Origin of the sequence: Pseudomonas sp. NPDC087615 (assembly GCF_044743445.1) — a bacterium.
GTDB lineage: Bacteria > Pseudomonadota > Gammaproteobacteria > Pseudomonadales > Pseudomonadaceae > Aquipseudomonas > Aquipseudomonas baetica_A.
Genome location: NZ_JBIUWM010000001.1, coordinates 213,337 through 231,286, shown reverse-complemented (window position 1 = coordinate 231,286; position 17,950 = coordinate 213,337). Strand labels below are relative to the sequence as shown.

The window sequence follows — 17,950 nt, the reverse complement described above, 5'->3', positions numbered from 1 at the left end:
GGAGTGTCGGCGTCAGTGAACCTTGGTACGGCTGATGGCGCGAGCCTTCACTTCCTTGGCATACAGTTGCAGCCGCTCTTCATCGCTCTGTAGTACCTCACAGGATCTCAGTACGGTCTGAGCATCCGCCTCATTGCCGGACTGGCGCAACTGTTCGGCGATACGTTTGAGGTCGACGGCCGACCATCGCAGATCCGAGGCGACACTTTGCAAGTCACGCTGAAGTTCGTGTTCGTATTCATTGAGCCGCATGATCATCTCCAGAACATTCTCGGTAGAAAAGACTAGTCGCATTTTTCACGGTGTGTGCGCAGTTCGTCTGTCATCGGCTCAAAGGATATGAAAATTGCCCAATCACCATTGAGGGCGCGGGGCCATGATGGATGTGTACTCCGTTACGCGATACATTCGCTTTTTTTAAGCAGGAAAACATGATGCGGATATGGATCGGGAGTTTGGCGTTGGTCATGTTGGCCGGTTGCTCGTTGCCGGCTTCATTGGTGCCGGGTGAGCCTAATCTCAGCAAGACCAGTGACAAAGCGCCCAAAGACTATGCTGCGTGTGTATTGCCGTTGTGGCAGCAGGATGTTGCAAAGGCTTCGCAGACGTCGATTTCCAACGGCTACCGCATTACGGCGCCCAGCATCATCACCGCTGACGAGATTCTCGATATCGTGAAATACAAGGACGGCAGCCGCGTATCGCTGTATCAGGGGCCGCCGTGGGCCAAGTCCGGTTCGTTGCGCAAATCGGTGCGTGACTGCCTGTAACGATATGCTTAAGAAGCACCGTCAGAGCGTATCCACCAACCAGTCCCGAAATGCCTTCAGCGAAGGCAGTGTTTCGTTGCGCGGTGGATAGACCAGGTAATAGCTGCGCCGACTGGTGATGGGCTCTCCCAGTTGCAGCAACTCGCCATTCAACAACTCTTCCTCGACCAGAATTCGCGGCACCAGGCCTACGCCGATATTCGCGCGTACGGCCTGAATCAAGTGCGACGTCATTTCAAAGCTCGGCCCGATGCGCATGCTGCGATGCGGCAAGGCGTGATGGCTGAACCATTCCGCCCATGCCTGGGCATTACTGCTGACGTTGAGCAGCAATTGCCCGGCGATGTGTTGCTCTGCGCCATTGCGCTCGGCAGCAGACCACTGCGCACTGGCAATCACCACCAGTTCTTCTGTGTGCAGGGGCAGGGCCGTCAGTCCCGGCCATTCACCGCCGCCGACGCAGATGGCGGCATCGATTTCACTGGTATCAAAGTCAATGGCCTCGATGCGTGAGTGCAGGTGTACGGTCATGCCCGGGTGCGCGGTGTAGAAGTCCTTGAGGCGCGGCAACAACCATTTCGAGCCAAACGTTGGCAGCGTTGCCAATCGCAAACTGTGGATCCCGGAACCAAACGCCATGGCTTGCAAGGTCGCGCTGCGGATCTGCCCGAGGGCTTCGGCGAGTTCGCGTTGATACATGCGCCCGACATCGGTCAGGACGACTTTGCGACCTTCACGATTGAACAAGCGCATGCCGAGCATCTTCTCCAGAATTTGCACCTGACGGCTGACCGCGCTTTGCGTCAACGACAGCTCATGGGCGGCTCGGGTGTAGCTTTCATGGCGTGCGGCGGCCTCGAAGGCCAGTAATAACGACATGGAAGGCGTGAGTGTTCGCGGATTCATTCGTAAAAGTCATTGATAGCGGGTCGAATTTACGGTTGTCCCAGCGTCCTTCAACAATGAACATGGGCACCATTAGATGGCGGAGCGTGACGCAATCATTCGTTGCGTACAACTGTTCACCGCCACACGAGCCGATTTTGACCTGAGATGCCCTGACCGATGATTGCCCAGCTGTCGCCCGCTACCGCTCTGACCGCCGATTACCAGCAGTTCCTCAAAGCCCTGAAAATCAGTGGTTTTCGCGGTGAAATCAGCGCCGACTACGCCAGCCGCGTGGTGTTGGCCACCGATAACTCGATCTATCAGCGCCTGCCGCAAGCGGCGGTGTTTCCCATGGACGCCGAGGATGTGGCGCGGGTTGCACGGTTGATCGCCGAGCCTGCTTATAAACAAGTGGTGATCACACCACGCGGCGGTGGCACGGGCACCAATGGGCAGTCGCTGACCGATGGCATTGTCGTCGACTTGTCGCGGCACATGAACCGCATTCTGGAGATCAACATTGAGCAGCGCTGGGTGCGGGTGCAGGCCGGGGTGGTCAAGGATCAGCTCAACGCCGCGCTGAAATCCGCCGGGCTGTTTTTCGCTCCGGAGTTGTCGACCTCCAACCGCGCCACCGTCGGCGGCATGATCAACACCGACGCCAGCGGCCAGGGCAGTTGCACCTATGGCAAGACCCGCGACCACGTGCTCGAACTCGACATGATCCTGCGCGGCGGCGAGCGCCTGCACGGTCTGCCGCTTGAGGAAAGCGAGTTGACAGCGCTGTGTGCTCGGCAAGACCGGGTCGGCGAAGTCTATCGCTGCGCCCGGCAGATCATTGATGAGCAGGGCGCACTGATCAAAGAGCGCTTCCCCGATCTCAACCGCTGCCTGACCGGTTACGACCTTGCGCATCTGCGTGAAGCCGATCACCGTTTCAACCTCAACAGCGTGCTGTGCGGCGCTGAAGGTTCGTTGGGGTTTGTGGTCGAGGCGAAGTTGAATGTGCTGCCGATCCCCAAGCACACGATGTTGGTGAACATTCGTTACGCAGGCTTCATGGACGCGCTTCGCGATGCCCAGGCCTTGATGGCGTTCAAGCCGCTGTCGATCGAAACCGTGGACTCCAAAGTCCTGCTGCTGGCGATGCAGGACATCGTCTGGCACGGCGTCGCCGAGTATTTTCCGGAAAGTGCCGAGCGGCCGACCTTGGGGATCAACCTTGTGGAGTTCTGTGGTGATGATCCCGAGGACTTGCAGCGCAGGGTCGAGACCTTCATCGAACACTTGATCAGCGATCAAACCGTGGAGCGGCTGGGCCACACGCTGGCCGTCGGGCAGGCCGCAGTGAGCAAGGTTTACGGCATGCGCAAACGGGCGGTCGGTCTGCTCGGCAACGTCGCCGGTGAAGCGCGGCCGCAGCCGTTTGTCGAAGACACCGCTGTGCCGCCGCAGCACTTGGCCGAGTACATCGCCGAGCTGCGCGACTTGCTCGACAGCCATGGCTTGCAGTACGGCATGTTTGGCCACGTCGATGCGGGTGTGCTGCACGTGCGGCCGATTCTCGACATGAAAGATCCGCAGCAAGCGGCGCTGGTGCGTCCGGTGTCCGACGGCGTTGCCGCGTTGACTCAACGCTACGGCGGTCTGCTGTGGGGCGAGCACGGCAAAGGCCTGCGTTCGGAATACGCACCGGCGTTTTTCGGTGAGCTGTATCCGGCGCTGCAAGCGCTGAAGGCGGCGTTTGACCCGTTCAACCAATTCAACCCGGGCAAGATCGCCACCGCCGCCCATACCGATGCGACGTTGCTGAAAATCGATGAAGTGACCTTGCGCGGCGAACTGGATCGGCAGATCGACGAAAAAGTCTGGCAGAGCTACGGCGCGGCCATGCACTGCAACGGCAACGGTGCCTGCTATAACTTCGACCCGGACGATGCGATGTGCCCGTCGTGGAAAGCCACCCGCGAACGTTCGCAGTCGCCCAAGGGCCGGGCTTCGCTGATTCGCGAATGGCTGCGGTTGCAGGGCGAGGCGGGGGTGGATGTGTTGTCGGATGCCATTCGCCGCCCGGCGTTTTTCTCATCGCTGTGGCAGCGCTGGCGCAACAGCCGTGCGCAGTCCGAAGACTTCTCTCACGAAGTCTACGACGCGATGGCCGGTTGCCTGGCGTGCAAGTCCTGCGCGGGACAATGCCCGGTCAAGGTCAACGTGCCGGAGTTCCGTTCGCGGTTTCTTGAGCTCTATCACAGCCGTTATCTGCGTCCGGCACGGGATTATCTGATTGCCTCGCTGGAATACAGCATCCCGTACATGGCGCGGATCCCGGCGCTGTACAACGGTTTGATGGGCGCCTCGTTTATTCGCAGCCTGCTCGAACGCTTGGGGGGCATGGTCGATGTGCCGTTGCTCAGCCGTTTTGATTTTCACGCAGCCATGCGCCGCTGGCAGGTACAACCGGCGACGGTGGCGACCTTGTCTGCACTGACTGCGGCGCAACGTGAGCGCAGCGTGGTGCTGGTGCAGGACGCCTTCACCCGTTACTTCGAAGCACCGCTGCTGGCAGACCTGATCGAACTGATTTCGCGTCTGGGTTATCAGGTTTATCTGGCGCCGTTCAGCGCCAACGGCAAACCCCTGCATGTTCAGGGTTTCCTGTCGGCGTTTAACCGAGCGGCGCTGCGCAATGCCCGGCAACTGCGTGAACTGGCGGATGTCGGTGTACCGCTGCTGGGGCTGGACCCGGCGATGACCCTGGTGTATCGCCAGGAATACTTGAAAGTGCCCGGCATGGAGCAATGCCCGGAAGTGGCGCTGGTGCAGGAGTGGTTGCTCAAGGTGATGCCGGAACAGGTTCGTCAGGGCAATGCCGAGACGTTCCGTTTGCTGGCCCATTGCACGGAAAAAACCAACGCCCCGGCCGCCACTCGGCAGTGGGAACAAGTGTTCGAGCGCGTGGGATTGAAACTGGCGACTCAGGCCACCGGTTGCTGCGGGATGTCCGGCACCTATGGCCACGAGGCGCGTAACCGTGAAACGTCGGCGGTGATCTACGAGCAATCGTGGGCGCGGCAGGTTGATGCGCCGGTGGAGCAGGGCGAGGCGCTGGCCACCGGTTATTCGTGCCGCAGCCAGGTCAAGCGCCAGTCGGATCAGGCGCTGCGCCATCCGTTGCAGGTGCTGCTGGCGGTTCTGCGTCGCTGAGCAGTTCGTCGTCCGGGGCGTTGTCCCAGATCATTCGAGGGTCGAAACTCATCGCCGAGAGCATGGTGAACACCACCACCATGCCGAAAAACAGGATGCCCGGTCGCGGCTCGATATCGCCCAGCGCCTGGAATTTCACCAGCGCCGCGACCAACGCCACCACCAGCACGTCGAGCATCGACCAGTAGCCGATCAGCTCGACGAAGCGGAACAGTTTCGAGCGTTCACGACGCGCCCAACCACTGTCGCGCTGCACGGTGATCAGCAGCAGCGACAGGGCGCCGAACTTGATGCCCGGCACCGCGATGCTGGCGATGAAAATGATCAGGGCAATATCCCACGCACCACCTTCCCAGAACTCCAGTACGCCACTCATGATCGTGCTGTCGGTGCCGTTGCCGAGCATGACGGTGTTCATCACTGGCAGCAGATTGGCCGGCACATAAAACGCCAGCGCTGCAAGCAGATAGGCCCAGGTGCGGGCCAGAGAATGGGTCTTGCGCCGGTGCAACGGTGCGTCACAGCGCGGGCACTCATGGGGCTCGTCGCTCATGTCACAGGCCAGCCCACAGCTGTGACACAGACAGAGATTGAGTTCGCTGGCCGTCGCTGGTCGTTTCATGGAATGTCCCACAGATCACGAATGTCGCGGCCGGCGATGCGGATCATCATCAGGCTCAATACGGCAAGGGCAAACAGACCGATGCCGGGCAACACATCAAGCAGCCCCGCGAGTTTGAACACCGCCACCATCGCCCCCAGCAGGCAGACTTCGAGCATGCTCCAGGGGCGCAACGTTTCCAGCCAGCGCATACAGACCTTGAAGCCCGGCGCACGGCGTGAAGAGAGGGCGAAGCTGAGCACCCAGATCAACAGCACCAATTGAAAGGCCGGAGCGATGATGATCGAAATCGCCGCGACCATCGCCATGAACGTGATGGGCCCCTGACTGAGCGCCAGCACCGAATCCCACAGCGTCGCACTATTTTTCAGGCCCTTCATGCTGATGCTCATCACCGGGTAGAAATTGGCGAACAACCACAGCATGGTTGCGGTAAAACTCAGGGCCAGCCGTTGTTCGACGGTCAGGCCGTTGTAACGCTGCAACACGCCACCGCAGCGCGTGCACAGGGTTTTCTGATGCTGGGTGAGCACGACTTTTTCGTACACACAGTCGCAGTGCTCACAGATGATCAGGTGTTCGGTGTGGGCCATGGGCAGCACTCGACGGCAGGGCACAAGACCTGATCACTATAGACCCCGCCAGCGCCATGGGCAGGGAGGGGCGAATGATTTGTGATCCAGCCACAAATCCAGTGTGGGGCTTGCTCGCGAAGGCGATGTATCAGGCGCCGCGCATCTGCCGGCGCGCACCGGTGATGGTGCAGAGATGACGCAACGTACGACGAAGCCAGATCAGGTCGTGCCGTGATTTTTGCTGCACCGCTGGTGCCTTGGTGTTGCCAATGTGCTGGGCAAAGTCCGCCGCGAGTGTTTCTTCTGTGCCAATCCCTTTGAGTTGCTTCACAAGCCTGCCGTTCTTGTAGAACAGCACCGTCGGCGTTCCCGTGACCAGCGGATGGCGCGGCGACTCACGGGTGTTGAGCATGTAGATATTGGCGCGATGGCGATACGGCTCGGCAGTCTGACGAAAAATTGGTCCGGCCCATTCGCAGGCGGAGCAGTGTTCGTTGGCGAAGTACAGGATGACCGGCCGCCAGGTTTTCAGGGCTTTGCGGTAAATGGCAGGTAAATCCGGACGATGAGTTGCCGCGTGCATGGAAACCTCCTTGTTCAACGAGTGAGCGCGACTGCAACGGTAACCCCCTCTGTGCCCTCTCATCTACTGTCAGAGTTGACAGGTAGGCATCACTAAAGCAGTGCGCTCGCTTGATCACAGTGCACCCGAATGTTGCCCGAGTACCCGCCCATGTGTGGCCCTCGGTAGCGTTGGGCAGTGGCACCTCACGTAGCGCCTAATGCCGCACATCATGCATCCCTTTGATTCTTCGAGCATTTCAATCCATTGCAGATTCCTCGCGATTCCTGTGGCACACTTTCTGCTGTCTATTCCGTAGTAACAAACCAAGTTCCGTTGTAGCGGAATAAACAGACTCAGGAGTGCTTGCCATGCATCGCCGACCTTCCTTGTTCAAAGCGTGTGTTTTTGTTCTTGCCGCTTCTTCAACTGTCATGGGCCTGGCTCAGGCAGCCGACAATAAACTCGACAGTGTGCTGGCCCGCGGGAAACTGATTGTGGGCACCGGCAGCACCAATGCGCCGTGGCACTTTCAGGGGGCGGACGGCAAGTTGCAGGGCTTTGACATCGACATCGCCAGGATCGTGGCCAAAGGGCTGTTCAACGATCCGAGCAAAGTCGAGTTCGTGGTGCAGTCGTCCGATGCGCGGATCCCCAATCTACTTACCGACAAAGTCGATATGAGTTGCCAGTTCATCACCGTGACAGCCAGCCGCGCCCAGCAAGTCGCTTTCACCCTGCCGTATTACCGCGAAGGTGTTGGCTTGCTGCTGCCGAACAACAGCAAGTACAAGGAAATCGAAGACCTGCAAGCTGCCGGCGACAGCGTGACGGTCGCGGTGCTGCAAAACGTATACGCCGAAGAACTGGTGCATCAGGCATTGCCCAAAGCCAAGGTCGATCAGTACGACAGCGTCGATCTGATGTATCAGGCCGTGAACTCCGGCCGCGCCGATGCCGCCGCCACCGACCAGTCCTCGGTCAAATACCTGATGGTGCAGAACCCTGGCCGCTATCGCAGCCCGAGCTATGCCTGGAGCCCGCAGACCTACGCGTGCGCCGTCAAACGTGGCGATCAGGATTGGTTGAACTTCGTCAACACGGCGTTGCATGAAGCCATGACCGGCGTTGAATTCCCGACTTACGCGGCGTCGTTCAAGCAATGGTTCGGTGTTGATCTGCCATCACCCGCCATCGGTTTCCCTGTCGAATTCAAATGATCCCGTGAGAGTGGGGCGCCCATAACGCGCCCCGCTCAAGGTACTGCTGACCATGAACTATCAGTTGAACTTTGCCGCCGTGTGGCGCGATTTCGACACCTTGCTGGCGGGGCTCGGTCTGGGCCTTGAACTGGCGCTGGTGTCGATCGCCATTGGTTGCGTGATCGGCCTGCTGATGGCGTTTGCCTTGCTGTCAAAGCATCGCGCCTTGCGGGTGCTGGCCTCGGTGTACGTCACGGTGGTGCGTAATACGCCGATTCTGGTGTTGATTCTGTTGATCTACTTTGCGTTGCCGAGCCTGGGGATCCGGCTGGACAAGATCCCGTCGTTCATCATCACCCTGTCGTTGTATGCCGGGGCGTACCTGACCGAAGTGTTCCGGGGTGGCTTGCTGAGCATTCCCAAAGGTCAGCGCGAAGCCGGGCTGGCCATCGGCCTCGGTGAATGGCAGGTCAAGGCCTACGTCACCGTGCCGGTAATGCTGCGCAACGTCTTGCCAGCGCTGTCGAACAACTTCATTTCGCTGTTCAAGGACACCTCGCTGGCCGCCGCGATTGCGGTGCCGGAGCTGACCTATTACGCGCGCAAAATCAACGTCGAGAGCTACCGGGTGATCGAAACCTGGCTGGTGACCACGGCGCTGTATGTCGCGGCCTGTTACCTCATCGCCATGCTGCTGCGTTATCTGGAGCAGCGTCTGGCGATCCGCCGATAGGAGGCTGGGATGTACGAATCCCCCAGTTGGTTGCATGAGTTATGGGTGGCGCGCGAGCCGCTCTGGCAGGGTTTTCTGACCAGTGTGCAGGTGTCGGCACTGGCGATTTTGTTCGGCACGATGCTCGGCGTGGTCGCGGGTCTGGTGCTGACCTACGGCAAGTTCTGGATGCGCGCACCGTTTCGTTTTTACGTCGACATCATTCGCGGTACGCCGGTGTTTGTATTGGTGCTGGCCTGCTTCTATATGGCACCGGCGCTGGGCTGGCAGATCAGTGCCTTTCAGGCCGGCGCGTTGGGCCTGACGCTGTTCTGTGGCTCCCACGTTGCCGAGATCGTGCGCGGTGCGTTGCAAGCCTTGCCTCGCGGCCAGATGGAGGCGGGCAAAGCCATTGGCCTGACGTTTTATCAATCCCTCGGCTACGTGCTGTTACCCCAAGCGCTGCGGCAGATTCTGCCGACCTGGGTCAACTCGTCCACCGAAATCGTCAAGGCGTCGACCTTGCTGTCGGTGATCGGCGTGGCCGAATTGCTGCTCAGCACTCAACAGATCATCGCTCGGAACTTCATGACGCTGGAGTTCTACCTGTTCGCCGGTTTTCTGTTCTTCGTCATCAACTTCGGCATCGAATTACTCGGCCGGCACATTGAAAAACGGGTGGCCTTGCCATGACAGACGCTCCAGTTTCCAACGTTGAAAACGGTCAGCCACTGCTGGACATCCGTGGCCTGCACAAGCAGTACGGCGCGGTCGAAGTGCTCAAAGGTGTCGACCTCAGTATGCAGCGCGGCAATGTGGTGACACTGATCGGCTCCAGCGGCTCGGGCAAGACCACGCTGCTGCGTTGCGTGAACATGCTCGAAGAGTTCCAGGGCGGGCAGATACTGCTCGACGGCGAATCCATCGGCTATGACGACGTCAACGGCAAACGCGTGCGCCACGCAGAAAAAGTCATCGCCCGTCATCGCGCGATGACCGGCATGGCGTTCCAGCAATTCAACTTGTTCCCGCATCTGACGGCCTTGCAGAACGTCACCCTTGGGCTGCTCAAGGTGAAGAAAATGCACAAGGACGAAGCTGTCGTCCTGGCCGAGAAATGGCTGGAGCGGGTTGGCTTGCTGGAACGGCGCGATCACTTCCCGGGTCAGTTGTCCGGCGGTCAGCAACAGCGCGTGGCGATTGCCCGGGCCATTGCCATGAACCCGAGCCTGATGCTGTTCGACGAAGTCACCTCGGCGCTCGACCCGGAGTTGGTCGGCGAAGTGCTCAACGTGATCAAGGGCCTGGCCGACGAAGGCATGACCATGCTGTTGGTGACCCACGAAATGCGTTTCGCTTTCGAGGTCTCGGACAAGATCGTTTTCATGAATCAGGGGCGGATCGAAGAGCAAGGGCCTCCCAAGGAACTGTTCGAACGCCCGCAATCACCGCGGCTGGCCGAGTTTCTGAAAAGCACGCGGTTTTAATCTGTTGTTTTGTAATCAGGAGAATCACCCATGAGCATTACGCGTTACGGCACCGGCAGCACCGCCGCTGGCGGCCAGCCTCGTCCATTCGCTCGCGCGGTTGAAGCGGATGGCTGGCTGCATGTTTCCGGCCAGGTGCCCGCGGTGGATGGCGAGATCATTGTTGGCGGCATCGTCGAGCAGACCCACCAGACCATGAAGAACCTGATCGCTATTCTCCAGGACGCCGGTTATGGCCTGGAAGATGTGGTACGTGTTGGCGTGTGGCTGGACGATCCGCGGGATTTCAGCAGTTTCAACAAGGTGTTTGGCGAGTACTTCAAACCTGAGCACGCCCCGGCACGGGCCTGTGTGCAGGCGAGCATGATGGTGGATTGCAAGGTCGAGATCGACTGCATCGCCTACAAGAAAAAGGCCTGAAATCTGTGCTGGCTTCTTCGCGAGCAGGCTCGCTCCCACATTTGAAATGCAATCCCCTGTGGGAGCGAGCCTGCTCGCGAAAGCGGCCTAACAACCGACGCCATACTCTCGGTAAACTCCCGGCGACTTTGAATGGGAACCCACTGAAATGACCGAAGACACCATCAAACGCCGGGCTCGTGGTCTGGACCGAGCGTTCGATATCCTCGATTTCCTTAAAGAGATCGGCCAGCCGCTGCGCCCGAACGACATCGCCAACGGCATCGGCAGCCCGAAATCCACGGTCTATGAGTTGGTCGCGTCCTTGTTGGAACGGCGGATTCTGGAGCCGGTGGGCAAGGACGGTCACGTCTATCTCGGCCGACAGTTGTACTTTCTCGGTCAGGCGCACTTGCGTCATTTCGACCTCAGTCGCGAGGCCGATCACGCTTTGCAGGAGATCGTCAGCCAGACCCGTGAAACCGCGCAGATGTGCCTGCTCAATGGGCGCAAGTACACGGTGGCGTTGATGAAGGAAGGTGAGCGGCATTTCCGTATTTCTTCCGACATCGGCGAGAACGCGCCGATCCCTTGGACGGCGTCCGGTCGTTTGCTACTGGCGCACCTGAGTGACCAGCAAATCGTCGACCTGATCGATGAAGACGACTACATCCTGCCCGACGGTGAACGCTTGTCGCTGGAGCTGTTTCTGGCGCAGATCCGTCAGGCCGGCATCGACGGATTTTTTTCCTTCGACAGCGTCGCCGACACCTTCACCCATTGCTTCGCCGCCCCGGTCAAAGACCCATACGGCGTGGCCATTTGCACCCTATGCATCGTCGCCCCACGGGTCGATGCGAAGAACAATTACGACGACTATCGCCGGGTTCTGATCGAGAGCGCTAACAGCCTCGCCCGGCGAATCAACGAATAAACGCGGCGGCCTGCGGCCGCGACTGCGAGGAGCTTGACCATGACGACTGCCATCAATACTGCTGTGCAAAAGGGCGATGCCGCCATCGGCGCGCACCTGGCGCGTGACGTCAGCCTGCCGGCGCTGGTGCTGCACCGCGAAGCGTTGGAACACAACATTGGCTGGATGCAGAAGTTTGTCAGCGACAGCGGCGCCGAGTTGGCGCCCCACGGCAAAACCAGCATGACCCCGGCGCTGTTCAAGCGCCAGCTCGACGCCGGAGCCTGGGGCATCACCCTCGCCAGTGCGACCCAAACCCGTGCGGCCTATGCCCATGGCGTACGCCGGGTGCTGATGGCCAACCAATTGGTCGGCACGCCAAACATGGCGTTGATTGCCGATCTGCTGGCGGATCCGTCGTTCGAGTTCTATTGCATGGTGGATCACCCGGACAACGTGGCCGATCTCGGTGCTTACTTCGCATCACGCGGTGTGAAGCTCAACGTGATGATCGAATATGGCGTGGTCGGTGGTCGTTGCGGGTGCCGTAGCGAGCAGGAAGTCATCGAACTGGCCCAAGCAATCAACGCGCAACCTTCATTGGCGTTGACCGGTATCGAAGGTTACGAAGGCGTGATTCACGGCGATCACGCGGTCAGCGGCATTCGTGAGTTCGCCGCGTCGCTGGTGCGTCTGGCGGTGCAGTTGCAGGACAGCGGCGCGTTTGCCATTCCCAAGCCGATCATCACCGCTTCGGGGTCGGCTTGGTATGACCTGATCGCCGAATGCTTCGAAGCGCAGAACGCGGGCGGACGTTTCCTCAGTGTGTTGCGCCCCGGCAGTTATGTCGCACATGACCATGGCATCTACAAAGAGGCGCAGTGCTGCGTGCTCGATCGTCGCAGTGATTTGCACGAGGGTTTGCGTCCGGCGCTGGAGGTTTGGGCACATGTGCAGTCGATGCCGGAACCGGGGTTCGCGGTGATTGCGCTGGGCAAACGGGATGTCGCGTTCGATGCCGGGTTGCCAGTGCCGTTGTTGCGTTACCAGGCCGGTGTGGTGCCTGCAGTGGGCGATGATGTCGGTGCGTGCAAGGTGACGGCGGTGATGGACCAGCACGCGTTCATGACCGTAGCGCCGGGCGTTGAGCTGCGCGTGGGTGACATCATTTCCTTCGGCACTTCACACCCGTGCCTGACCTTTGATAAATGGCGCGTGGGGTTGTTGGTGGATGAACAGTTGTCGGTGATCGAGTGCATGGAGACCTGTTTCTAAGGCCAGACACCGACGCGCTGCCTTCGCGAGCAAGCTCGCTACCACACTTGGAATGCATTTCCCTGTGGCAGCGAGCTTGCTCGCAAAGGCGTCCGCCCAGCCCCCCCCGATCAAACAGAGACCCCGCAAAATGACCACCCTCAGCCCCTTGGGCCCACACCTCCCACGCATTGCCCTGATTGGCGAGTGCATGATCGAACTTCAGCAACGCGCCGACGGCAGCCTGCTGCAAAACTTCGGCGGCGATACCCTCAACACCGCCGTCTACCTGTCCCGCGCCCTGGGCGACAAGGCTCAAGTCGACTATGTCACGGCCTTGGGCGATGACAGCTTCAGCGACGCCATGTGCCAGATCTGGACTCAAGAAGGCATTGGCCTCGATCTCGTGCAACGCCTGCCCGGTCGTTTGCCCGGCCTGTATTGCATCCAGACCGACGCCAACGGCGAACGGCATTTTCTCTACTGGCGCAACGAAGCGGCCGTTCGCGATTGCTTCACCACCCCGGCCGCCGAACCGATTCTGGCGGCGTTACCGGACTACGACGTGCTGTATTTCAGCGGCATCACCCTGGCCGTGCTCGGTGCGCAGGGTCGGGAAAGACTGATTGAGGTGTTGTCCGAGGCCCGCCGGCGTGATGCGCGGATTGTCTTCGATAACAACTACCGCCCCCGTCTGTGGGCGTCGTCGGAGGACGCGAGGGCGGCCTATCGCAGCGTGTTGCCCTATGTTGATCTGGCGTTGCTGACGGTCGATGACGAGCAGGCGCTGTTTGGTTTTGTTGACTGCGATGCCGTGTTCGAGGCTTACGCACAGTTCGGCACGCCGGAAGTGGTGCTCAAACGCGGCGCCCAGGCGTGTCTGATACGGTGCGACGGTGAGGTGTTTGAGGTGCCTGCGCAAAAGGTCGAGAAAGTGGTGGACACCACGGCGGCGGGGGATTCGTTCAGTGCGGCGTATCTGGCCAGTCGTTTGCTGGGGGGCAGCACGTATGAGGCAGCCGAGGCGGGGCATCGGTTGGCGAGTCGGGTGATTCAAGTGCCTGGAGCGCTGATTCCGAGGTAAGCGTTGGATGTCGCCTGCTGCGCAATCGGTTCGCGAGCAAGCCCGCGAAGAGGTCCGAAAGTCGACCCTTCAGTCCCGGTAAAACACCTGCACCAAGTGATACCCGAACTTGCTCTTGATCGGCCCATGCACCGTGCGCAGCGGCTTCTTGAAAATCACCGCATCGATCACACCGACCATCTGCCCCGGTCGCACTTCACCCAGATCACCGCCGCGCTTGCCGGACGGGCAGGTGGAAAACTTTTTGGCCAGCACATCAAACGCTTCACCCTTGGCAATGCGTTGTTTGAGCTGTTCGGCTTCTTCGGCGGTTTTCACCAGAATGTGGCGGGCTTGGGCTTTCATCTTGTGATACCTGATAACGGGGTGACGGCGGGCCGCGGATTATGCCTCAACTCAAGGCGTTTGGTTGATCATCGTGCGGATCTTGCTGGCCAGAAGCTCAATGGAAAACGGTTTGGCCACCATGTCCATGCCGTCCTCCAGAAAACCCTGACGCTCGGCGGCTTTCTGCGCATAACCGGTCATGAACAGGACCTTGAGCCGTGGATGCTGCTGCCGGGCGATTTCCGCCAATTGTCGGCCGTTCATGCCCGGCAGGCCAACGTCGGTGACCAGCAAATCCACGCGCACGCCGGATTCCAGCAAGGGCAGGGCGGTCTTCGCGTCTTCTGCTTCGAGGGCGTTGTAGCCCAACTCGTTGAGCAGATCGAGCACTAGCATGCGCACCGCCGGATCGTCTTCGACCACCACCACGGTTTCCCCGGTGACGGTGCTCGGGGTCTGCTCAACCGGCTCTATAGCCGGGTGCTCAGGCTCAATGCCATGCAGGCGCGGCAAGTACAACCGTACGCAAGTGCCCTGGCCCGGCAAGCTGTCGAGGCTGACATGACCGCCCGATTGCTGGGCAAAACCATAGATCATCGACAAGCCCAGACCGGTGCCTTGGCCGATGGGTTTGGTGGTGAAAAACGGATCGAACGCTTTCGATCGCACCGAAGGCGTCATGCCGGTACCGTTATCGCTGACGGCCAGCATCAGGTAATCGCCAGCCTTGACTGGCTCAAGCGTCGTGATGTCGCTGCCGTCGAGATAGACGTTGGCCGTCTCGATCAGTAACTCACCCCCATGAGGCATTGCGTCCCGGGCGTTGATCACCAGATTGAGCAGGGCGTTTTCCAGTTGGCTGACGTCGGTGCTGACCGACCACACCTGATCGGCCAGGCGCAATGTGAGTTCGATCGGATCGCCCTTGGTACGGCGGATCAGATCTTCCAGTGAATGGATCAGCGTGTTGACGTTCAGCGTCTTGCGATCCAGCGATTGTCGCCGCGAAAACGCCAGCAAACGGTGGGTCAGCGCCGCCGCACGGTTGGCGGATGACACCGCGGCTTCGGTGAAGCGCCCGATCTCCTCGACCCGGCCGTTGGCGATGTAGCGCTGCATCAGGTCGAGGCTGCCAATGATCCCGGTGAGCATATTGTTGAAGTCATGGGCGATGCCGCCGGTGAGCTGCCCGACCGCTTCCATCTTCTGTGCATGGCGCAGCGCGTCTTCGGCGCGCTCGCGTTCGAACATCTCGTTCTGCAGTCGCTGATTGGCCTGAGCCAGTTGCTCGGTGCGGGCGCTGACGCGCTCCTCCAGGGTTTCGTTGAGGTTGCGCAGGGCCTCCTCGGTTTTTCTGCGCTCGGACTCGTCGATCACAAAGATGTAGAAACCATTGACCGCACCCTCTGCGCTCAGACGCGGCAAGTAGTTCATCAGGGCATGGCGGTTGCTGCCGTCGCGGTGCGGCGTGTAGAGGCTGAATGAGCAAGGCCGGCCCGCCAGCGCTTCGGCGATATACGGTAAGCGCAGGAAATACGCCTCTTCGCCTATCACTTCACGAATCGTGCGGCCATAGAGCTCTTGCGGCGTCTGGCCGTACCAGTCGAGATACGCCGCGTTGTTCAGGCGAAAACGTTCTTCGTGGTCGACATAGCTGATCAGGATCGGCATGGCGTTAATGATTAACTGCAACTCGGTCTGGCTCTGACGCAACGCTTGTTCGGTGTGTTTACGCTCGGTCAGATCGAGCGCGGCGCCCAGGAAACGTACTGGCCGACCATGGTGATCCTTGTAGCAGCGCCCGCGAGCAAACACCCAGCGCAGCTGTCCGCCAGGTTGCAGCAGGCGATATTCCTCGGCGTATTCGGTGCCGTGAGTGATGCAGTGCTTGATGCTGCGCGCGACCATTGGCCGGTCCTCGGGATGCACGCCTTGCAGGTACTCGGTGATTGGCAACTGCCCCGCCAGCGCCGGATCGACGCCGTGCAATTGGGCGAAATGCGCGTCGGCAATAAAGCGGTCTTCGCCGATGTCCCAGTCCCAGGTGCCCACCGCATCGGTTGCGGCGAGCGCCAGTTGCAGGCGCTCTTCAGTTTCACGTTGGGCTTTGAGGCTTTCGTCGGAGCGCCGTTGCAGTTCCAGTGCAATACGCCGCCGCTCGTTGGTTTCAATCGCTGTGACCAGAATTCCCGCCACGTATGCGTTTTCATCGCGGATCGGACTGTAAGTCAGGTCGAGCCAGAAATCGGAATCCTTGCCATCGTGTTGCAGAGTGAAGCGTCGTTCGCTGTAGGTGCGCACCTGGCCTTGTAGGACGGCGCTGTAAATCGGGTCAGTGAAGTCTCGAAGTTCCGGCCATATCTGGTGGGCAGGCTGTCCGAAAGCGTTCGGATGCTTGCTCCCGGCAAGCAAGGCAAAGCCGTTGTTATAGATCTGCGTCAGCTCCGGCCCCCACAACAGCAACATCGGCATCGGCGAGTGAATCACGATGTCCACCGCGGTACGCAGGCTTTGCGGCCATGTCCCGGCAGCGCCCAGAGGGGTGCGACTCCAGTCGGTGCGGGTGATCAGTGTCTGGGCGTCGTCGGTGGTCGGTGCAGCGTTCATCAAGGAGTCCTGAGCGTCATTCAGTGCGGCGGCGTCTACTATCCTAGTTCGGTAGACGCTGTTTGGCCCGTTGCGTCACGGCGCGGGCGCTCTCTGTTCATTGCTGGCTTCGCGGGTGTTCTTTGCCATGGAAATCGATGCACTGCTCAAACTACTGGCGAGTCGTCACGGCTCCGACCTGTTTCTATCCACGGGCGCGCCACCCAGTGCACGATTCGAGGGGGGGCTGACACCGTTGAGCGACCAGCCGTTCAAACCCGGTGAGGTATCGACAATCGCCAACTCCCTGATGGACGCCGAGCAGCGCCGGGAGTTCGACCGGGATCTGGAAATGAACCTGGCGATTTCCAGAGCGGGCATCGGCCGCTTCCGGGTCAACATTTTTAAACAGCGCAACGATGTCTCAATCGTCATCCGTAACGTCAAGCTCGACATACCACGCTTCGAAGATCTCAAACTGCCGCCTGTATTGCTCGAAACCGTGATGCTCAAGCAGGGCCTGATCCTGTTTGTCGGCGCCACGGCTTCGGGAAAATCAACCTCACTGGCAGCGCTTATCGATCACCGCAATCGCCATAGCAGCGGGCACATTGTCACTATCGAAGACCCGATCGAATACATCCACCGCCATCAATGCTCGATCATCAATCAGCGTGAAGTAGGCGTCGACACCCGCAGCTTTCATGCCGCACTGAAAAACACTCTGCGTCAGGCGCCGGACGTCGTGCTGATCGGCGAAATTCGCGACCGTGAAACCATGGAGCATGCATTGGCGTTCACTGAAACCGGCCACTTGGTGATTTCAACGTTGCATGCCAACAACGCCAATCAAGCGCTGGACCGAATTATCAATATGTTCCCGGAAGAACGTCGTCCGCAGTTGCTGAACGCGTTGGGAAACAACTTGAAAGCCTTTGTCTCACAGCGGTTGGTGCGCACGATTGATGGACAAAGGAGGGCGGCGGTCGAGGTGCTGTTAGGGACGCCAACAGTGGCTGACCTGATCCGGCGGAATGAGCTGGGTGAACTGAAAGATATTATGGAGAAATCAGCGGAGGCGGGTATGCAAACATTTGACGTCGCCCTTTATAACCTGATTGAAGAGGGTGTTGTCAGTGTTGAGGAAGCACTCGGATTTGCTGATTCCATCAATAATCTAAGGCTGCGGATAAAGTTGGGTTCAAGTGTAAAAGTACAAGGAAAGTCTTCTGGGGAGTGGGGGTTGATGGAGTGAGTGTGTTGTGTTTTTTAAGTGTAAGTGTCGCGTGTATTCCAGGGTTTGAAACTTGAGTTAATAAATCGTAAGTTGAGGAATCTTTTGTTCTGTTTGATGGTGTTAGTGCT

General features: G+C 59.5%; 18 protein-coding genes. 11 read left to right on the top strand and 7 right to left on the bottom strand.

The genetic code is table 11. The annotated features are described in order from the left end of the window. Positions 1-12: 12 nt before the first annotated feature. Positions 13-252 carry a hypothetical protein gene (locus ACIOU6_RS01015; protein WP_221729626.1) on the bottom strand — a complete coding sequence of 80 codons (240 nt, stop codon included), beginning with the start codon at positions 250-252 and terminating at the stop codon, positions 13-15. Between the two features lie 182 nt (positions 253-434). Between ACIOU6_RS01015 and ACIOU6_RS01010 the strand changes: the two genes are divergently transcribed. Next, on the top strand, positions 435-770 hold the full coding sequence (locus ACIOU6_RS01010) for a hypothetical protein (RefSeq protein WP_221729627.1): 336 nt from the start codon (positions 435-437) through the stop codon (positions 768-770). Positions 771-791: 21 nt separating this feature from the next. On the opposite strand, the gene ACIOU6_RS01005 is transcribed toward ACIOU6_RS01010, so the two are convergent. Then, positions 792-1,676 (bottom strand): LysR substrate-binding domain-containing protein, encoded by an 885-nt coding sequence (locus ACIOU6_RS01005; protein ID WP_221729628.1) that lies wholly within the window; start codon positions 1,674-1,676, stop codon positions 792-794. Between the two features lie 159 nt (positions 1,677-1,835). On the opposite strand from ACIOU6_RS01005, the gene ACIOU6_RS01000 reads away from it, so the two are divergent. Beyond that, positions 1,836-4,862 carry an FAD-binding and (Fe-S)-binding domain-containing protein gene (locus ACIOU6_RS01000; RefSeq protein ID WP_401133056.1) on the top strand — a complete coding sequence of 1,009 codons (3,027 nt, stop codon included), beginning with the start codon at positions 1,836-1,838 and terminating at the stop codon, positions 4,860-4,862. Here ACIOU6_RS01000 and ACIOU6_RS00995 read toward each other — a convergent pair. The 3 genes from ACIOU6_RS00995 to ACIOU6_RS00985 form a co-directional block, all read right to left on the bottom strand. Further along, positions 4,795-5,484, bottom strand: a complete 690-nt coding sequence (locus ACIOU6_RS00995) for a paraquat-inducible protein A (RefSeq protein ID WP_401133053.1) — start codon at positions 5,482-5,484, stop codon at positions 4,795-4,797. The genes ACIOU6_RS01000 and ACIOU6_RS00995 overlap by 68 nt on opposite strands. Beyond that, positions 5,481-6,077 (bottom strand): paraquat-inducible protein A, encoded by a 597-nt coding sequence (locus ACIOU6_RS00990; protein WP_401133051.1) that lies wholly within the window; start codon positions 6,075-6,077, stop codon positions 5,481-5,483. The genes ACIOU6_RS00995 and ACIOU6_RS00990 overlap by 4 nt, the downstream gene beginning before the upstream one ends. 130 nt (positions 6,078-6,207) lie before the next feature. Further along, entirely contained in the window at positions 6,208-6,642 is a 435-nt protein-coding gene (locus ACIOU6_RS00985) for a co-chaperone YbbN (RefSeq protein WP_221729632.1), read from the bottom strand. Between the two features lie 350 nt (positions 6,643-6,992). On the opposite strand from ACIOU6_RS00985, the gene ACIOU6_RS00980 reads away from it, so the two are divergent. The 8 genes from ACIOU6_RS00980 to ACIOU6_RS00945 all read left to right on the top strand — a co-directional run bounded on the left by ACIOU6_RS00980 (position 6,993) and on the right by ACIOU6_RS00945 (position 13,672). Then, complete coding sequence (locus tag ACIOU6_RS00980) at positions 6,993-7,841, top strand: transporter substrate-binding domain-containing protein (protein ID WP_401133048.1); 849 nt, start codon at positions 6,993-6,995, stop codon at positions 7,839-7,841. Positions 7,842-7,893: 52 nt separating this feature from the next. Further along, positions 7,894-8,556, top strand: a complete 663-nt coding sequence (locus ACIOU6_RS00975; protein ID WP_003225455.1) for an amino acid ABC transporter permease — start codon at positions 7,894-7,896, stop codon at positions 8,554-8,556. Positions 8,557-8,565: 9 nt separating this feature from the next. Continuing rightward, the gene (locus tag ACIOU6_RS00970) at positions 8,566-9,228 is read left to right on the top strand and encodes an amino acid ABC transporter permease (RefSeq protein ID WP_221729634.1); all 663 of its coding nucleotides are present in this window, start codon (positions 8,566-8,568) and stop codon (positions 9,226-9,228) included. Further along, on the top strand, positions 9,225-10,022 hold the full coding sequence (locus tag ACIOU6_RS00965; protein ID WP_221729635.1) for an amino acid ABC transporter ATP-binding protein: 798 nt from the start codon (positions 9,225-9,227) through the stop codon (positions 10,020-10,022). Before ACIOU6_RS00970 ends, ACIOU6_RS00965 begins: the two co-directional genes overlap by 4 nt. Before the next feature lie 30 nt (positions 10,023-10,052). Then, positions 10,053-10,442 carry a RidA family protein gene (locus tag ACIOU6_RS00960; RefSeq protein ID WP_221729636.1) on the top strand — a complete coding sequence of 130 codons (390 nt, stop codon included), beginning with the start codon at positions 10,053-10,055 and terminating at the stop codon, positions 10,440-10,442. A 148-nt stretch (positions 10,443-10,590) separates the two neighbouring features. Beyond that, positions 10,591-11,355 (top strand): IclR family transcriptional regulator, encoded by a 765-nt coding sequence (locus ACIOU6_RS00955; protein WP_221729637.1) that lies wholly within the window; start codon positions 10,591-10,593, stop codon positions 11,353-11,355. 39 nt (positions 11,356-11,394) lie between these two features. Next, entirely contained in the window at positions 11,395-12,609 is a 1,215-nt protein-coding gene (locus tag ACIOU6_RS00950; RefSeq protein WP_221729638.1) for an amino acid deaminase, read from the top strand. Positions 12,610-12,739: 130 nt separating this feature from the next. After that, positions 12,740-13,672 (top strand): sugar kinase, encoded by a 933-nt coding sequence (locus ACIOU6_RS00945; protein ID WP_401133042.1) that lies wholly within the window; start codon positions 12,740-12,742, stop codon positions 13,670-13,672. Between the two features lie 69 nt (positions 13,673-13,741). Here the strand turns inward: ACIOU6_RS00945 and ACIOU6_RS00940 are convergent, their stop codons facing one another. Together ACIOU6_RS00940 and ACIOU6_RS00935 are read right to left on the bottom strand one after the other, a co-directional pair. Beyond that, positions 13,742-14,017 (bottom strand): peptidylprolyl isomerase, encoded by a 276-nt coding sequence (locus ACIOU6_RS00940; RefSeq protein ID WP_221729640.1) that lies wholly within the window; start codon positions 14,015-14,017, stop codon positions 13,742-13,744. A 51-nt stretch (positions 14,018-14,068) separates the two neighbouring features. Then, on the bottom strand, positions 14,069-16,606 hold the full coding sequence (locus ACIOU6_RS00935; RefSeq protein ID WP_221729641.1) for a PAS domain-containing protein: 2,538 nt from the start codon (positions 16,604-16,606) through the stop codon (positions 14,069-14,071). A gap of 127 nt (positions 16,607-16,733) precedes the next feature. Here ACIOU6_RS00935 and ACIOU6_RS00930 point away from each other — a divergent pair, with 127 nt between their 5' ends. After that, the gene (locus tag ACIOU6_RS00930) at positions 16,734-17,840 is read left to right on the top strand and encodes a PilT/PilU family type 4a pilus ATPase (protein ID WP_401133039.1); all 1,107 of its coding nucleotides are present in this window, start codon (positions 16,734-16,736) and stop codon (positions 17,838-17,840) included. The last annotated feature ends 110 nt before the right edge of the window (positions 17,841-17,950 follow it).

What these genes read in the sequence shown, in the direction of transcription:
- ACIOU6_RS01015 (WP_221729626.1), bottom strand. Translation starts at nt 252, where the DNA reads ATGCGGCTCAATGAATACGAACACGAACTTCAGCGTGACTTGCAAAGT.
- ACIOU6_RS01010 (WP_221729627.1), top strand. Translation starts at nt 435, where the DNA reads ATGCGGATATGGATCGGGAGTTTGGCGTTGGTCATGTTGGCCGGTTGC.
- ACIOU6_RS01005 (WP_221729628.1), bottom strand. Translation starts at nt 1,676, where the DNA reads ATGAATCCGCGAACACTCACGCCTTCCATGTCGTTATTACTGGCCTTC.
- ACIOU6_RS01000 (WP_401133056.1), top strand. Translation starts at nt 1,836, where the DNA reads ATGATTGCCCAGCTGTCGCCCGCTACCGCTCTGACCGCCGATTACCAG.
- ACIOU6_RS00995 (WP_401133053.1), bottom strand. Translation starts at nt 5,484, where the DNA reads ATGAAACGACCAGCGACGGCCAGCGAACTCAATCTCTGTCTGTGTCAC.
- ACIOU6_RS00990 (WP_401133051.1), bottom strand. Translation starts at nt 6,077, where the DNA reads ATGGCCCACACCGAACACCTGATCATCTGTGAGCACTGCGACTGTGTG.
- ACIOU6_RS00985 (WP_221729632.1), bottom strand. Translation starts at nt 6,642, where the DNA reads ATGCACGCGGCAACTCATCGTCCGGATTTACCTGCCATTTACCGCAAA.
- ACIOU6_RS00980 (WP_401133048.1), top strand. Translation starts at nt 6,993, where the DNA reads ATGCATCGCCGACCTTCCTTGTTCAAAGCGTGTGTTTTTGTTCTTGCC.
- ACIOU6_RS00975 (WP_003225455.1), top strand. Translation starts at nt 7,894, where the DNA reads ATGAACTATCAGTTGAACTTTGCCGCCGTGTGGCGCGATTTCGACACC.
- ACIOU6_RS00970 (WP_221729634.1), top strand. Translation starts at nt 8,566, where the DNA reads ATGTACGAATCCCCCAGTTGGTTGCATGAGTTATGGGTGGCGCGCGAG.
- ACIOU6_RS00965 (WP_221729635.1), top strand. Translation starts at nt 9,225, where the DNA reads ATGACAGACGCTCCAGTTTCCAACGTTGAAAACGGTCAGCCACTGCTG.
- ACIOU6_RS00960 (WP_221729636.1), top strand. Translation starts at nt 10,053, where the DNA reads ATGAGCATTACGCGTTACGGCACCGGCAGCACCGCCGCTGGCGGCCAG.
- ACIOU6_RS00955 (WP_221729637.1), top strand. Translation starts at nt 10,591, where the DNA reads ATGACCGAAGACACCATCAAACGCCGGGCTCGTGGTCTGGACCGAGCG.
- ACIOU6_RS00950 (WP_221729638.1), top strand. Translation starts at nt 11,395, where the DNA reads ATGACGACTGCCATCAATACTGCTGTGCAAAAGGGCGATGCCGCCATC.
- ACIOU6_RS00945 (WP_401133042.1), top strand. Translation starts at nt 12,740, where the DNA reads ATGACCACCCTCAGCCCCTTGGGCCCACACCTCCCACGCATTGCCCTG.
- ACIOU6_RS00940 (WP_221729640.1), bottom strand. Translation starts at nt 14,017, where the DNA reads ATGAAAGCCCAAGCCCGCCACATTCTGGTGAAAACCGCCGAAGAAGCC.
- ACIOU6_RS00935 (WP_221729641.1), bottom strand. Translation starts at nt 16,606, where the DNA reads ATGAACGCTGCACCGACCACCGACGACGCCCAGACACTGATCACCCGC.
- ACIOU6_RS00930 (WP_401133039.1), top strand. Translation starts at nt 16,734, where the DNA reads ATGGAAATCGATGCACTGCTCAAACTACTGGCGAGTCGTCACGGCTCC.